12 protein-coding genes are annotated in these 15882 nt (G+C 72.2%); 1 reads left to right on the top strand and 11 read right to left on the bottom strand.

Going from position 1 to position 15882, the window contains the following annotated elements; translation table 11 throughout:
• Positions 1-20: 20 nt before the first annotated feature.
• The 11 genes from leuA to hrcA form a co-directional block, all read right to left on the bottom strand.
• Positions 21-1817 carry a 2-isopropylmalate synthase gene (gene leuA / locus SKED_RS06640; RefSeq protein ID WP_042437846.1) on the bottom strand — a complete coding sequence of 599 codons (1797 nt, stop codon included), beginning with the start codon at positions 1815-1817 and terminating at the stop codon, positions 21-23.
• A 312-nt stretch (positions 1818-2129) separates the two neighbouring features.
• Entirely contained in the window at positions 2130-4040 is a 1911-nt protein-coding gene (locus SKED_RS18920) for a variant leucine-rich repeat-containing protein (RefSeq protein WP_012866362.1), read from the bottom strand.
• A 119-nt stretch (positions 4041-4159) separates the two neighbouring features.
• A complete protein-coding gene (locus SKED_RS20490) occupies positions 4160-6529 on the bottom strand; it encodes a DUF7937 domain-containing protein (RefSeq protein WP_217167952.1) in 2370 nt (789 codons plus the stop codon).
• A gap of 245 nt (positions 6530-6774) precedes the next feature.
• Positions 6775-7719 (bottom strand): GTPase Era, encoded by a 945-nt coding sequence (era, locus tag SKED_RS06620; RefSeq protein WP_012866359.1) that lies wholly within the window; start codon positions 7717-7719, stop codon positions 6775-6777.
• On the bottom strand, positions 7716-9062 hold the full coding sequence (locus SKED_RS06615) for a hemolysin family protein (protein ID WP_012866358.1): 1347 nt from the start codon (positions 9060-9062) through the stop codon (positions 7716-7718). The genes era and SKED_RS06615 overlap by 4 nt, the downstream gene beginning before the upstream one ends.
• Entirely contained in the window at positions 9059-9520 is a 462-nt protein-coding gene (ybeY, locus tag SKED_RS06610) for an rRNA maturation RNase YbeY (RefSeq protein WP_012866357.1), read from the bottom strand. The genes SKED_RS06615 and ybeY overlap by 4 nt, the downstream gene beginning before the upstream one ends.
• Complete coding sequence (locus SKED_RS06605) at positions 9517-10578, bottom strand: PhoH family protein (protein WP_012866356.1); 1062 nt, start codon at positions 10576-10578, stop codon at positions 9517-9519. Before SKED_RS06605 ends, ybeY begins: the two co-directional genes overlap by 4 nt.
• 120 nt (positions 10579-10698) lie before the next feature.
• On the bottom strand, positions 10699-11055 hold the full coding sequence (locus tag SKED_RS06600; RefSeq protein ID WP_012866355.1) for an HIT domain-containing protein: 357 nt from the start codon (positions 11053-11055) through the stop codon (positions 10699-10701).
• Between the two features lie 79 nt (positions 11056-11134).
• Positions 11135-11908 carry a 16S rRNA (uracil(1498)-N(3))-methyltransferase gene (locus SKED_RS06595; protein ID WP_012866354.1) on the bottom strand — a complete coding sequence of 258 codons (774 nt, stop codon included), beginning with the start codon at positions 11906-11908 and terminating at the stop codon, positions 11135-11137.
• Entirely contained in the window at positions 11908-13026 is a 1119-nt protein-coding gene (gene dnaJ / locus SKED_RS06590) for a molecular chaperone DnaJ (protein ID WP_012866353.1), read from the bottom strand. Before dnaJ ends, SKED_RS06595 begins: the two co-directional genes overlap by 1 nt.
• A gap of 180 nt (positions 13027-13206) precedes the next feature.
• On the bottom strand, positions 13207-14232 hold the full coding sequence (gene hrcA / locus SKED_RS06585; protein ID WP_012866352.1) for a heat-inducible transcriptional repressor HrcA: 1026 nt from the start codon (positions 14230-14232) through the stop codon (positions 13207-13209).
• Positions 14233-14495: 263 nt separating this feature from the next.
• On the opposite strand from hrcA, the gene SKED_RS06580 reads away from it, so the two are divergent.
• Complete coding sequence (locus SKED_RS06580) at positions 14496-15785, top strand: GAF domain-containing protein (protein WP_143755680.1); 1290 nt, start codon at positions 14496-14498, stop codon at positions 15783-15785.
• Positions 15786-15882: the final 97 nt, after the last annotated feature.

Genomic DNA, 15882 nt, shown 5'->3' with positions numbered 1-15882 from the left:
TCGGTCCCCGAGGCGTCAGGTCACGCGGCCGTGCGGCCCTCGCGGTTGACGGCCGAGATGATCGCCTTGAGGGAGGCCGTGGTGATCGACGGGTCAATGCCCACGCCCCACAGGACCTCGTCGCCGACGGCGCACTCGACGTAGGCAGCCGCGGTCGCGTCGCCACCCTCGGAGAGAGCATGCTCGGCGTAGTCGAGGACGCGGACGTCGACGCCCACCTGGCTGACCGCGTCCACGAAGGCCGCGATCGGGCCGTTGCCGGTGCCCTCGAGCGTGATCGGCGTGCCGCCGTCGACCAGGTCGACGGACAGGGTGTCGAGGCCGCCCTCGACGCTCGAGGCGCGCGTGCCGCGAAGGGACAGGCGTCCCCAGGCCTCGAGCGGGCCGTCGGCCGGGGCCGGCAGGTACTCGTCGGCGAAGATCTGCCAGATGTCCTCGCCGGTGACCTCGCGGCCGCCGGAGTCGGTCACCGACTGCACCACGCGCGAGAACTCGATCTGCAGGCGGCGCGGCAGGTCCAGGTGGCGCTCGGTCTTGAGCAGGTACGAGATGCCGCCCTTGCCGGACTGCGAGTTGACCCGGATGACGGCCTCGTAGGAGCGCCCCAGGTCGCGCGGGTCGATCGGCAGGTACGGGACGCCCCACACGAGGTCGTCGACCGAGACGCCCTTCGCGTCGGCCTCGGCGGCCATCGCGTCGAGGCCCTTCTTGATCGCGTCCTGGTGCGAGCCCGAGAAGGCCGTGAAGACGAGGTCACCGGCGTAGGGGTGGCGCTCGTGGACCGCCAGCTGGTTGCAGTGCTCGACGGTGCGGCGGATGTGGTCGATGCCGCCGCCGACGGTGAAGTCGATCTGCGGGTCGACGCCCTGGCTGAACAGGTTCATGCCCAGGGTCACCAGGTCGACGTTGCCGGTGCGCTCGCCGTTGCCGAACAGGCAGCCCTCGATGCGGTCGGCGCCGGCCTGGTAGCCGAGCTCGGCGGCCGCCACCGCGGTGCCGCGGTCGTTGTGCGGGTGCAGCGACAGGACCACGTTCTCGCGGTGCACCAGGTGACGGTTCATCCACTCGATCGAGTCGGCGTACACGTTGGGCGTGGCCATCTCGACCGTGGCGGGCAGGTTGATGATCACCTTGCGGTCCGGGGTCGGCTCGAAGACCTCGATGACCTCGTTGCAGATGCGCGCGGCGAACTCGAGCTCGGTCCCGGTGTAGGACTCGGGCGAGTACTCGTAGAAGACCTGGGTCTCGGGGATCGTCTGCTCGAACTTGCGGCACAGGCGCGCGCCCTCGAGGGCGATGTCGACGATGCCGTCCATGTCCGTGCGGAACACGACGTCGCGCTGGAGCGTCGAGGTCGAGTTGTACAGGTGGACGATCGCCTGCTTGGCGCCCGCGATCGCCTCGTAGGTGCGGGCGATGAGGTGCTCGCGGGACTGCGTCAGCACCTGGATCACCACGTCGTCGGGGATCAGCCCGTCGTCGATGAGCATGCGGACGAAGTCGAAGTCCGTCTGCGAGGCCGAGGGGAACCCGACCTCGATCTCCTTGTAGCCCATCGAGACGAGCAGCTCGAACATGCGCAGCTTGCGCTCGGCGTTCATCGGCTCGATGAGCGCCTGGTTCCCGTCGCGCAGGTCGACCGCGCACCAGCGCGGGGCCTGGGTGATGACCTTGTCCGGCCACGTGCGGTCGGGGACCTCCACGCGGAACTGCTCGGAGTAGGGGCGGTACTTGTGGACCGGCATCGGCGTCGGTCGCTGCACCGCGCTGGCGGCGCTCGTGCTGCTGGAGCTGGGGGCTGCAGGCTGGGGGTTCATGTCAGTAGGTCCTTCGTCGTCCTGTGCGTTCGAGGGTGTCGATCCTGTAAGCCGGCACACCAACCACCGCGACGAGGAGACGGCCTACGAGGCCTCGTCGCGGCACAGAAGGAGGAGGAGAACCCGCTGGACGCCATTCACGTCGACCACTCTACCCCTCGAGGCGTCGAGCGCCAGGGCGTCTCACCAGAGCCGTCGCCGGCTGCCCTCTGCCGGTCCTCTGCCGGTCCTGCGCCTGTCCTGTGCCCGTCATGTGCCGGAGACGACCGAGCCCGCCCCGCGGGTGGCGGGGCGGGCTCGGTCGGGCGTGCGTCAGAACATGTCGGCCAGGTCGCCGAGGCTGTCCTCGAGCCACTCGGGGTCGTCGAGCTTCCCCTCGTCCTTGAGCCGCAGGACGTTCGACAGGATCAGGCCTGACGAGTCGCCCCAGGTGGCCGCGCTGCTCATGTACCAAGACCCGTCCTCCTCGATCGCGACGAGGGACAGGTCGGTGATGCCCAGCTCCCCGAGCAACGGCACCTGGTCGGCGCAGCCCTCGACGGACTCGCCGTCCGCCTCTGCCTGGATGCACTCGGCGTCGAGGGTGACCGAGAAGTCCGTGCCCTCGATCGTGCCCGAGACCTCGAGGGACTCGAGCCGGAGCCACGCGACGCCGTCCTTCTCGTCGCGGACGCTGAAGGACGCGTCGACGTCCACGTCGCGCAGTTGCTCCTGGAAGTCCCGGAAGGTCTCGTCGTCGATGCTGCTGAGGTCGCCGTAGAGCGAGAACGCACGGCGGTCGGCCAGCGGGAGCGCCTTGGCGAGCTCCGCGGTGGTCCCGGTCTCGAGGTAGTCCTTGATGCCCAGGACGAGCCCCTCGCCAGCGGCCTCCGGGGTGTCGTACGCCCCGGCCAGGTCGGCGCCCGGCATCGCGCCGCGCTCGACGCCTGCCGCGAGCGTCGAGTACTCGGTGAGCGTGAGGTAGGGGCTGACGTACCAGTCGCCGCCCTCCTCGACCACCACGAGGAACGGGGAGATGGGGTCGTCCCCGAGGTCGAGGCCCAGGTCGCCGCCGAGGTCGCTCGGGTCGAGGGTGAGGTCGTCCGCGGTGACCGTCGCGGGGAAGGACTCGGCGACGCCCTCCTCGATGGCCTCGCGGATCTCGCTCTCGGTCGGCATCGTCGCACCCTGGTCCTGCAGAGTGGTCCACAGCGACGACCCCTCGATCTCGTCGAAGAACCCGACCGTCGCCTCGACGAGCCTGTCGGCGTCGGCGTCGACCGTGAGAGAGCCGCTCGTGATGCTCACCTTGGCGAGCCCGTCGCCGATCTCCTCGCTGCTGACCTGGAGGTCGTCCAGCGTGAGGTCGAGCGCGTCGAGGTACTGCTCGTAGGCGTCGGTGAGATCGCTGACCTCGTCGCCGTCGGGCATGCGGGCGTCGAAGAGGTCGGCGGCCGTGGTGAGCTGGGAGATCTCGGCCGGCGAGGTCACGCCGTAGACCGCGACGAGGTCCTTGGAGGCCACGCCCTCGATCATCTGGGTCGCCGCGGCCTCGGGCGTGGACGCCCCGCCGACCTTGGAGAACCAGAAGTGGTTCGCCGCGAAGGCGCCTGCGCCGAGGAGGACGAGGACGCCTGCGCCGACGCCGATCCACAGGCCCTTGCGGGACTTCTTGGTGCCGGTGCCGGCAGCAGGCTGCGCCGCCCACGCGCCCTGCTGCTGAGCGGGCTGGCCGTAGCCCACCGGGGCGCCCGGCTGCTGGGCGAAGCCCTGCTGGCCGTAGGCGTCCTGGCCCTGAGGCGTCTGACCGGCCTGCGGTCCCCAGGCCGGCTGCCCGTAGCCCTGCTGGACGTATGCCTGGGTCGGCTGGGTGCCGTAGCCCTGCTGGGCCTGCTGCTGGGGCTGGCCCTGCCAGAGCTGCTGGGTCTGGTCGGGCTGGGCGGGCTGCGGCACCTGCTGGGTCAGGGCTGGCTGGGCCCCCTCGGGAGCCGGCGGGACCGGCGGAGCGGGCGGCACCGGCGGGGCGAGGGGACGCTGCGGGGCGGCCGAGCGGGCGTCGATGGCCGCTGCGACCGCGGGGTCGCCCTGCGCGCGGAGCCAGTCGAGCAGCTCGGGGTACGCCACGGGGTTCGCGGCCACCGCCGCGCGCAGGTCAGGACGGTGGGTCGCGATCTCGGCGAGGGTCGCGGGAGGGGTCGATGGGTCGGCCGCGTGAGACGCGGTGAACTCGCTCGGGCTGGTCATGGTCAACCTGTTCTGGTGAGAGGTGCGCCGGGGGGACGATGGGCCGGCTCTGCCGGCCTGGGAGCCGAAGAGCCCAGCCGCCGCGGGGGCGTCTGGGCTCTTCGGGTCACCTGAGGCCGTCAGGCCTGGCGGTTGCGGAGCGCCTCGTCGACCGCAGGCTCACCGAGCTGGCCGAGCCAGTCGAGGAGCGCCGGGTACGTGGTCGGGTTGGCAGCGACCTGGGGACGCAGCTCGGGCGCCTCCTGGACGATCTGCGACAGGACCAGACCCGTGGTCGACGGGTCGAGGGCCTGCTCGGCCGTGTAGCCGTGCGACGCGGCCGGGGCCACGGGAGCCGGGGCCGACTGCGCCACCGGCTGCGAGCCCTCGGAGGACGACGGCTGCTGCGGAGCCTCGTGCTGCTCGCTCACCGACGCGGCCGAGACACCCGGGGCGTAGCCCGCGAGGTGGGTGTCCTGGTCGATCTCGCTGTCCGGGGCAGCCGACGCGCTCGGCGCCTGCCACTGCTGGTCAGCAGCGGGCTGCTGGGCCACGGGGGCCGAGCCGTAGCCGCCCTCGGGCGAGCCCTGGTCCGTCGGGGTCCCGTACGCACCGGTCGGTGCGCCGTACTGGCCCTGCTGGGGTGCGCCGTACTGCCCCTGGGCGGGGGCTCCGTACTGACCCTGCTGCTGCGGGGCTCCGTACTGACCCTGCGCCGGAGCGCCGTACTGACCCTGGGGCGCGCCGTACTGACCCTGCTGCTGGGCACCGTACTGGCCATGCTGAGGCTGCCCGCCCTGCGGCTGGCTCCACTGGTAGGCAGCCTGGCCGGCGGCGCGGGGTGCCGGACGGTTCTCGGCGAAGTACGTCCGGATCTCCTTGGGCACCGTGAGCGCGAAGGCCACGATCGCCGGGAGCGCGAAGGCGAGGAGCAGGTGTCCCTCGGCGACGAGCTTGTGCTCGCTGAAGCCGTTGGAGAGCTTCGGCGCGATGACGAGGAGCACGATGCCGATCACGAAGGCCAGGCCTGCCGCACCGAGGGCCAGGTTGCGGCCGTTGGCGGGGCGCGACGCGAGCGTGAGGCGTGCGTACACCGCTCCACCCGCGACCACGAGGCCGAGGATGATCGACGTGATGAGGCCACCGAGGCCCACGTCCACCTGGTCACGACCCGGGATCCCGATCCACAGCGCAGACAGGACGGACGCCGAGACGGCGACGATCGCGAGGTAGTCGAGCGCGTGCACCGCCACGCGGACCCACGTGGTGCTGGGCTCTTCGGTGCGTAGCGTGCGGCGGAAGGCGGGCGAGGAGACCGCGGCGGCGATCGCCGGCAGGAAGATCGCGCCGAGACCGGCCTGGAACGACAGGATGGTGGGCGGCGCCACGAAGAACAGCGCGTGCACCGACTGCACCTGCAGGAACGAGCTGGAGTCGCCCGAGCCGAAGAGGAAGATCACGACGAGCGAGATGCCGAGGCCCACGAGGAGCAGGCGCCACGACGGGGAGCGCTCGACGAGCACGCCGTAGACGGCCCACCCGACGAACCCGACGAGGAACAGCCAGGCGACGATGCCGGACACCACGAACATGGCGCCGTTGTAGTCGCCGGCGTTTACGAGGAACATCACGAGCGAGATGAGCATGGTCACGGCCGCGAGGCCGGCGAGGCCGAGGGTGACCGCGCGCCACGTCTTGGGCGCGGCGAGGTCGAGGTTCTCGGGGCCCATCTCCGTCTCGCGCGGCTGCGCCGCGAGGACGGCACCGGCGAGACCGAGCGCGAAGGCCGTGCCGACGCCGTAGACGTCGCCGACCTTGAAGATGTCGAGGACGACGTAGACCACGACCGCGAGGGCGTAGGGCGCGTTCGCGACCTGGCGGGCCAGGCGCGTCTGGTGCACCGTCCACGTGGCCGGGAAGACACCGCCACGTGCCAGGTACGGCAGCGCGAGGGACAGCACCGAGACGACGGTGACGATGATGACGACGAAGTGGAAGCTGTCGCCGATCTTCTCGCCGCCGGTCACCCAGAGGGCGAGCGAGACGAGCAGGAGCAGCGCCGCGACGCCGTCACGGACGAAGTCGGCGACGGGGATGCCCTTGAAGGGGTTGGGACGCGGGGCGGACGGCGCCTGGGGCGCGTAGCCGCCCTGCTGGCCGTGCTGGCCCTGCGGCGCGTACTGCCCGGGCTGGCCCTGCGGACCCTGCTGGCCAGGCTGACCCGGGTACTGGCCCTGCTGGGGAGCGTACTGGCCCTGCTGAGCGGGCTGGCCCTGGTACTGGCCCTGCTGCGGTGCGTACTGGCCGGGCTGGCCAGGCTGTCCCTGGTGCTGCTGGGGAGCGTACTGGCCAGGCTGACCCTGCTGCGGGGCGTACTGACCGTGCTCGCCGGGCTGACCCTGCTGCGGCACGTGCTGGCCCGGCTGGGGCGCCGGGTCCGAGGGGTTCTGCGGCGGCGGCCCCTGCTGCGGGTACCCGCCGGGCGTTGGCGCCTGGCCTTCGTGGCTCATGTTCTCCCTTTCGTCGTTGCCGTGGCGTGCGCGTGCCCGGTGTCCGGCGCGCCTGCCTCACGGTGGCACGACCAGCCGCCGACCGCTCCCGAGAGAAAGCGGGCGGCGTCCCTGGCTGACGCGCTCGTGACCGGCACGGATGTCCTTGCGCGACACGTCTCACCGAAGAGCATGGACCACATCGTGGCGCGGTGCACCGTCTGACCCCCGGTAGAACTCCCCATGCCCGTCCGCGGGCGGGGAGGTCAGAAGCCCAGTCGGCGCATCTGCTTGGGGTCGCGCTGCCAGTCCTTGGCGACCTTGACGTGCAGGTCGAGGTACACCCGGTTCCCCAGCAGCGCCTCGATACCGCGACGGGACTCGGTGCCGATGTGCCGCAGGCGCGAGCCTCCGCGGCCGATGATGATGGCCTTCTGGCTGTCCCGCTCGACGAAGATGTTCACCCGCACGTCGAGCAGCGGGTTGGAGCCGTTGGAGCCCTCGCGCGGCAGGATCTCGTCGACCACGACCGCGAGGGAGTGCGGGAGCTCGTCGCGGACGCCCTCGAGGGCGGCCTCGCGGACCAGCTCGGCGACCATGACGGCCTCGGGCTCGTCGGTGAGCTCACCGTCCGGGTAGAGCTCGCCGCCCTCCGGGAGGTGCTTGACGAGCACGTCGGCGAGGGTGCCCACCTGGTAGCCGCCCTTGGCGGACACGGGGACGATGTCCGCCCACTCCCCCAGCTGGTCCACCGACAGCAGGTGCAGGGCGAGCTGCTCGTGGGTGACGAGGTCGGCCTTGGTCACCACGGCGATGACCGGGGTCCCGCGGCGGCCGCGGTTGAGCTCGGCGAGCTGGTTCGCGATGTAGCGGTCACCCGGGCCGACCTTCTGGTCGGCCGGCAGGCAGAACGCGATGACGTCGACCTCGGACAGCGTGTCGCGCACCAGGTCGTTGAGCCGCTCGCCGAGGAGCGTCCTGGGGCGGTGCAGACCCGGGGTGTCGACGAGGATCAGCTGCGCGTCGGGTCGGTTGACGATGCCACGGATGGTGTGGCGCGTGGTCTGCGGACGGTCCGAGGTGATCGCGACCTTCTGCCCGACGAGCGCGTTGGTCAGCGTCGACTTGCCCGCGTTGGGGCGGCCGACGAAGCAGGCGAAGCCTGACCGGTGCACGGCGCCCTCGGGCGCGTCGGTGGGGGTGCGGCTCATGATTCGGTCTCCTGCTGGGTGCGGTTCGTGCGGCGGTCGTCGCGCGCACGGTGGTCGTCGGTCACTCGTCGTTCCTGGGTGGTGACCGGGTCTCCGGCCTCGCTCCGGGAGACGAGAAGGGTGGCGAGCTGGCGCCGTCGGCCGTCGACGCGCTCGGCGACGAGGTGGACCCCGTGCACGTCGGCCGTCGCGCCGGTCAGCGGCACCTTGCCGAGGGCCTTGGCGAGGAGCCCTCCGGCGGTGTCGACGTCGTCGTCGTCGATCTCGAGGTCGAACAGCTCACCGAGCTCGTCGACGGGCATGCGGGACGGGACCCGGTAGGTCCCCGGCTGGGTCTCCTCGACCTCGGGCGCGGCGGCGTCGTGCTCGTCGGTGAGCTCGCCGACGATCTCCTCGATCGCGTCCTCGATGGTCACGAGCCCGGCGATGCCGCCGTACTCGTCGACCACCAGCGCGATGTGCGACGACGCGCCCTGCAGCTCGCGGAGCAGGTCGTCGACGGGCTTGGACTCGGGGACGAAGGTCGCCTGCCGCATGACCTTGCCGACCGTGCGCGACGCGCCGTCCTCGGCGTCGTTGAGCACGCGCACGACGTCCTTGAAGTAGACGACGCCGAGCAGCTCGTCGACGGAGTCGCCGACGACGGGCACGCGCGAGAAGCCGGACCGCAGGAAGAGGTTGAGCGCCTTGGGCAGCGGGGTGTAGGCGGCGACCGTCACCATGTCGGTGCGCGGGACCATGACCTCGCGGGTCGTGGTGGACCTCAGCCCGAACACCGAGCGCAGCATCATGCGCTCGTCGTCCTCGATGACGTCGGAGTCGTTGACCCGGTCGACCATGTCGCGCAGCTCGTGCTCGTCCTCCGCCTCGGCGTTGGTGCGGGCCGAGCTGGTGAGCGAGGTGACGCGTCCGGCGACGGTGAGGGCGACAGACAGCAGCGCCGAGAGCCGCACGAGGGTCTGCGCGGGGCGGTGGCGGCCGAGGGTCCGCGGGCTGATGCGCACCAGCACGAGCGCGACGAGCGCGCTCACCACCACCGCGAGGACCAGCACCAGCCACCACTCGTCGACGAAGGCCGCGAAGCACACGGTGATGCACGCCGTGGCGAGCATCTCGGCGAACACCCGCAGGAACGCGGCCGAGGCCGCGGTCTGGGCCGGCTCTGCGACGAGACGCTGGACCCGGTACGCGAGGTCCCGGCGGTTGTCGACGATCTCCGCGACGGCCGAGCGGCTGATCCGGGTGACCGCCGCCTCGCCCGCGCTCAGCAGCGCGGCGAGGAGGATCCCGACGACGGCCAGCACGACGAGCAGGCCGACCGGTGCGTCGTCGAGGATGTTCATCCGGTAGGACGCCCCGCGAGGAACGTGAGCAGGAGGCGGCGCTGCAGGCCGAACATCTCCTTCTCCTCCTCGGGCTCGGCGTGGTCGTAGCCGAGCAGGTGCAGGATGCCGTGCGTGGTGAGCAGGAGCATCTCCTCGACGGTCGAGTGACCGGCCCCCTGGGCCTGGATCGCGGCGACCTCGGGGCAGACGACGACGTCGCCGAGCAGCCCCGCGGGGGTGACCTCGCCCTCGCGCCCCGGGCGGAGCTCGTCCATGGGGAAGGAGAGGACGTCGGTGGGGCCGGGCTCGTCCATCCACTGGACGTGCAGCTCGCTCATGACCTCGGTGCCGACGAAGAGGATCGACAGCTCGGTCTGCGAGTGCACGTGCATCTCGTCGAGGACGAACCGTCCGAGGGCGGCGAACTCGGCCTCGTCGACCTCGTAGCCGGACTCGTTGTTGACTTCGATGCTCACCTGCGGTGGCCTTTCTCGGTGGTCCGGTCGCTCGACCGGGGGTCCTGACGGGTGGTGTGGCGGGCCGTGGACACGTCCCACCGGGAGTAGGCCTCGATGATGTCACCGACGAGACGGTGCCGGACCACGTCCGTCGAGGACAGGCGGCAGAACTCGATGTCGTCGACGCCCGTGAGGACGTCCTCGATGACGCGCAGCCCGGACTGCGTGCCGCCCGGCAGGTCCACCTGCGTGACGTCGCCGGTGATGACCATCTTCGACTGGAAGCCCAGACGTGTGAGGAACATCTTCATCTGCTCGACCGAGGTGTTCTGGGCCTCGTCGAGGATGATGAACGCGTCGTTGAGCGTGCGCCCGCGCATGTAGGCCAGCGGGGCGACCTCGATCGTGCCCGCCTCGATGAGCTTGGGGATCGACTGCGGGTCGATCATGTCGTGCAGCGCGTCGTACAGCGGGCGCAGGTACGGGTCGATCTTGTCCGACAGCGACCCGGGCAGGAACCCGAGCCGTTCGCCGGCCTCGACCGCCGGGCGGGTCAGCACGATGCGGTGCACCTGCCGGGCCTGGAGCGCCTGGACGGCCTTGGCCATCGCGAGGTACGTCTTGCCGGTGCCCGCCGGTCCGATGCCGAAGGTCACGGTGCTCGCGTCGATCGCGTCGACGTAGTGCTTCTGGCCGGCCGTCTTGGGGCGGATGCTCTTGCCCCGGCTCGACAGGATGTCGAGGGAGAACACCTCGGCCGGTCGGGTGATGCTCGAGGCGGTGAGCATCGCGATGGACCGGGTGACGACGTCAGCCGACAGGGGCGCGCCCGACTGGGCCACCTCGACGAGCTCGTCGACGAGCCGCGCAGCGAGCGCGACGTCCCCGACCGGGCCGCGCAGCACGATCTCGTCCTCGCGGACCCGGACGTCGACCGTGGTGAAGCCCGCCTCGAGGGCGCGCAGCACGGAGTCGACCGGGCCCAGCAGGCTGGCGATGGACACGTCCGCCGGGACGACGATGCGGTGCTCGACGTCGGTGGGGAGGGTGCCACCAGTGCTCTCTGCAGCTGTCATAGGGCGGTGTTCTCGGTCCTTCGGGTCAGATGGGTGGTCGTACGTCTGGTGGAGCGGTCGTGCGGTGGTCAAGTGTAGGACTGCTCGGCGCCGGGCAGGGCGGCCGGGCGGGCGGGGCGGTCAGGCGAACCGGCCGCCGAGGCTGGTGCCGCCGAGCACGTGACCGTGCACGTGGAAGACGGACTGCCCGGCCTGTGGGCCGGAGTTGAAGACGAGGCGGAACTGGCCGTCGGCCTGCTCCCCCGCGACCTGCTCGGCGAGCGCGACGAGCTCGGCGAGCACCTCGGGCCGGGCGGCAGCCAGCTGAGCGACCTCCCCGTGGTGCTCGGTCGGCACGACCAGCACGTGCACGGGTGCCTGCGGGTTGATGTCTGCGAAGGCCACGACGTTCTCGCTGCGCGCCACGATCTCCGCGGGGATCTTCCCCTCGACGATCGAGCAGAACAGGCAGTCGGGCTCGGGTGCGCTCGTGGTCATACCTCGAGGCTATCCGCTGAGCACGACATCGTCAGGCGGAATCCGGCACCGCTGGCGGGACGGCCGTCGGCTCGCCCCCTCACGCCCACCGGCCCAGGCGCTCGGACAGCAGCGCGACGGCGATCGGACCGGCGGTCGAGGTACGCAGCACGTGCGGCCCGAGCCGGGCGAGCGTCGCCCCGGCCTCGGTGAGCAGCGTGCACTCCCGGTCGCTGATGCCGCCCTCGGGGCCGACGACCACGAGGACCTCGGCGACCGCGTCACCGGTACGTGCCGGCAGGGGCACCTGGGCGATGGGCAGGGTCGCCTCCTCGTGGAGGACCACCACGACGCCGCCCGACGCGACGACCTGCGCGGTCCGTGCCGCGAGCCCCTTGGCGTCGACGACCTCGCCGACACCGGGCAGGCTCGCCCGCCGGGCCTGCTTGGTGGCCGCGCGCACCGTCGCGACCCAGCGGGCCCGCGACTTCGCGGCACGGTCGCCGCGCCACACCACGACCGAGCGCTCGGCCTGCCACGGGAGCACGGCGTCGACGCCGGCCTCGGTGGCCGCCTCGATCGCGAGCTCGTCCCGGTCCCCCTTGGCGAGGGCCTGCACGAGCACCACGGACACGCCGTCGGTGCTCTCCTGGACCGACTCGACGACCTCGAGGGTCACCTCGGCGGCCTGGACGGCCGTGACCCGGCAGGTCAGCCGCAGGCCCGCGCCGTCGACCACGTCGATGCGCTCGCCCACGCCGCGCCGCTGGACCACGCCCGCGTGGCGTCCCTCGAGACCGTCGAGGACGTAGGTGTCACCCTGGGTCAGCCCACCCAGGTTCCCGGACTCGGCCAGGAAGACCGGCGCACTCATCAGCGTCCTGAGAGCTTCTCACGCAGCCGGCTGAAGACACCCGGGTGGGCTGCGGCGACGCGCCCCTCGGGACGCTCCTCGCCGCGCAGCACCGAGAGCTGGCGGAGGAGCTCCGCCTGCTCCTCGGACAGCGAGGTGGGCACCTGGACCTCGACGTGCACGTTGATGTCGCCGCGCCCGCTGCCGTGGAGGTGGCCCACACCGAGGTTCTTCAGCGTGATGACCTGGTCCGGCTGCGTGCCCGGGCGCAGGTCGACCGACTCGGGGCCGTCGAGCGTCTCGAGCTCGATGACCGTGCCGAGGGCCGCCGCCGTCATGGGGACCTCGAGGGTGCAGTGCAGGTCGTCGCCGCGACGCAGGAAGGTCTCGTGCTTGCGCTCGCGGATCTCGAGGTACAGGTCGCCGGCGGGGCCGCCGGCCGGGCCGACCTCGCCCTGCGAGGTGAGCTTGATGCGGTTGCCGGTCTCGACGCCGGCCGGGACCTCGACGGCCACGGTGCGGCGGCTGCGGACGCGGCCCTCGCCGGAGCACTCGGCGCAGGGCTCGGGGATCGTGGTGCCGAAGCCCTGGCAGGCGGCGCACGGCGCCGTCGTCATGACCTGCCCGAGGAACGAGCGGGCGACCCGCTGGACGGTCCCACGGCCGTTGCAGACGTCGCAGGTGCGCGGCGAGGTGCCGGGTCGGCAGCACGAGCCGGAGCAGGTGCCGCAGATGACCGCGGTGTCGACCTGGACGTCGCGGCGCGCACCGAAGGCAGCCTCCGAGAGGTCGATGTCGAGGCGCACCAGGGCGTCCTGGCCGCGGCGCGAGCGCGGGATCGGGCCCCGCTGCTGCTGCCCGCCGCCGAAGAACGTCTCGAAGATGTCCTGGAAGCCGAAGCCGCCGCCACCGTTCATGCCGCCGCCGGGCGCCGACGGGTCGTTGCCCATGTCGTACGAGCGGCGCTTCTCGGGGTTCGAGAGCACCTCGTAGGCGCGACCGACGTCCTTGAACCTGTCCTCGGCGTCCGGGCCCGCGACGTCGGGGTGCAGCTCGCGCGCCAGCTTGCGGTACGCCTTCTTGATCTGGTCCTGGCTGGCGTCGCGGTCGACACCGAGCACCTCGTAGTAGTCGCTCACTGGTTGATCTCTGCCGTTCGTCGGTGGGGGCTGCTTCGGCGGTCCGTCGCGGCACCGCGGTGCTCGCTCTGAACTCTGCAACGTCTGGACGGGGGAATGTGTTTCATCGCGTGCGTCACGTCAGGCACCCGGTGCCCTGCAGGGCGCCCGGCGGAGCCGGTGCCGTGCGCCGCGCGGGCCTCAGGCACCGAGGATCCGTGACAGGTAGCGGGCCACCGCGCGGACCGAGGCGATGGTCGCGGGGTAGTCCATGCGGGTGGGGCCGATCGAGCCGATGGTCGCCACGGCGTCGCCGTCCGAGCCGTAGCCCGTGGTGACCACCGAGGTCTCGAACAGGCCGGAGAGCTGCGTCTCGTGGCCGATCCGCACGTTGACGCCCGACGAGTGGTCGCCCATCTCCGTGAGGAGGTTGAGCAGCACGACCTGCTCCTCGAGCGCCTCGAGGACCGGGCGCAGCGCGTGCTCGAAGCGCATGCTCGCGTGCGCGAGGTTCGCGGTCCCGGCGAGCACGATGCGCTCCTCGCCCTCCTGGGAGAGCGTGTCGGTGACGACCTCGGCGACCCGCGCGACGAGCGGCTGGTCCTCCGGGGCGAAGGTGTCCGCGAGCGCGTCGAGGGCTGTCCGGAGCTCGGGCAGGCGTCGGCCGGCGGCCGCGGCGTTGAGCCGGGCGCGCAGCGCGACGAGGACGAGCTCGTCGGGGGTCGCGTCGAGCTCGAGGGTGCGCTGCTCGACGCGTCCGGTGTCGGTGATGATGACGACGAGGAGGCGTCGCTCGCCGAGGACGACGAGCTCGAGGTGCCGCAGGCCGGAGCGGCGCAGCGAGGGGTACTGGACGACGGCGACCTGCCCGGTGAGCTGGGCGAGCAGCCGGCCGGCGCGGGTGACGACGTCGTCGAGGTCGACCGCGCCGTTGAGGAAGGTCTCGATCGCGTTCTTCTCGGCGGCGCTGAGGGCCTTGACCCCGGCGAGGCGGTCGACGAACATCCGGTAGCCCTTGTCGGTGGGCACGCGTCCGGCCGAGGTGTGCGGCTGGGCGATGAAGCCGCCCTCCTCGAGGACCGCCATGTCGTTGCGGATGGTCGCGGGCGAGACGCCGAGGCTGTGCCGCTCGGCGAGGACCTTGGACCCGACGGGCTCGCGGGTGTGGACGTAGTCCTCGACGATGGCGCGCAGGACGTCCAGCCGTCGCTCGTCGCTCGCCGCCACAGACCTCTCCTTGCTCGTCGTGCTTCGTCGTGCCTCGTCCTCATGGTGGTGCCCGTCGTGCTCGTGACACCTCGCGGCACCTCACGGCCGGCGGCAAGGGCTCGATCAGCACTCGGCACGCCGGAGTGCTAATTCTACGCCAGGGCACCGTCGGACCGCACGTGGCGTCTGGCGCTGACACCAGCACGGTCCGCCGGTATCGTCAGAGACGACCTGGACCGCTGCGCGACGGAGCGCGGCGGACGACGGACGGAGGTCGGCGCGTGCATCCCCCGGCAGCGTGGCCCGGCGGCGTGAGGCCGCTCGTGCAGGACTCCTGGCTGCGGTCGACGGCCTCTCGGCTGGACCCCGACGCGGTCCCCGAGCCGACGCTGCTCGACGACGGTCTGCGTGCCGTCCAGGACGAGCACCCCCTCACCCGTGTCCTCGGGACGATCGAGACCCTCCTCGTCCGGCACACCACGGACACCGGCCTCATGGTCGCCGTCGGCGACCAGGCGGGTCGGCTGCTCTGGGTCGACGGCGACCACGACGTGCGCCGCCGCGCGGAGAGCATGGGCTTCGTGGCCGGGACGGACTGGTCGGAGCGCGCCGTCGGCACCAACGCCCCGGGGACGGCGCTCGTCCTGGACCGCGCGGTGCAGATCCGCCGGGCGGAGCACTTCAGCAGGATCGTGCACCCGTGGAGCTGCACGGCCGTGCCGGTCCACGACCGCGCGACGGGCGCGCTGCTCGGCGTCATCGACATCACGGGCGGGGACGACGCCGTCGCCCCGACCACCCTCGCGCTCGTCGAGGCGACGGCCCTGGCGGTCGAGGCCGAGCTGCACCTGCTGACCCTCGAGGACCGGCTGGCGCGGCGTCCTGCGCGCCGCCCGTCGGGGTTCACCGTGCGGCGGCTCTCCCCGCGCCCCCTGACGGGAGCCGTGCCGCAGGCTGCTCCGGCCGCAGCCCCGCCTCCGGGGACAGGCGCCCTGCTGCGCGTCCTGGGCAGGACCGACGCGCTCCTCGAGACCGCCGGGCGCACGGTGGCCCTGACCGGTCGGCACGCCGAGATCCTCACGCTCCTCGCCTGGCACCCGCGCGGTCTCGGGGCCGACGAGCTGGCCGTCGCGGTCTACGGTCGGGACGACGCCGTCGTGACGCTGCGCGCAGAGATGGTGCGGCTGCGCCGAGCGCTCGGCGAGTCCGGGCCGGACGTCCTCTCCCGCCCCTACCGTCTCGGCGGGCACCTCGACCTCGACGCCTCGCAGGTGCTCGCCTTCCTCGACCGCGGGGCGCACCGCGTCGCGCTCGCCGGCTACGTGGGCCCCGTCCTGCCCGGCTCGCGCGCCCCCGGCGTCGACGACGTCCGGACCGAGGTGAGCCGACGCCTGCGCGAGTCCCTGCTGGCCGACGCCGGGGTCGACACCCTCCTGGCCTACGCGCGCACCGACGAGGGGGCCGCCGACGTCGAGCTGTGGACCACCTGCCTGCGGCTGCTCCCGGCCCGCTCGCCGCGCCGGGCGGCGGTCGTGGCGCACCTCGAGGACCTCGAGGTGGCTCTCGGCTGACCGCGGGGCACCGTGCAACTCGATGCAACCTGCTCGCGCGTAGCGTCGACGACGAGCCCGGTCACCGCCGGGCGACCTCCCTGACAGCGTCGTCGAA

This window comes from Sanguibacter keddieii DSM 10542, from assembly GCF_000024925.1.
Classification (GTDB): domain Bacteria; phylum Actinomycetota; class Actinomycetes; order Actinomycetales; family Cellulomonadaceae; genus Sanguibacter; species Sanguibacter keddieii.
The sequence above is the reverse complement of the archived record's forward strand: the minus strand, read 5'-3'. Positions and strand labels throughout refer to the sequence as shown.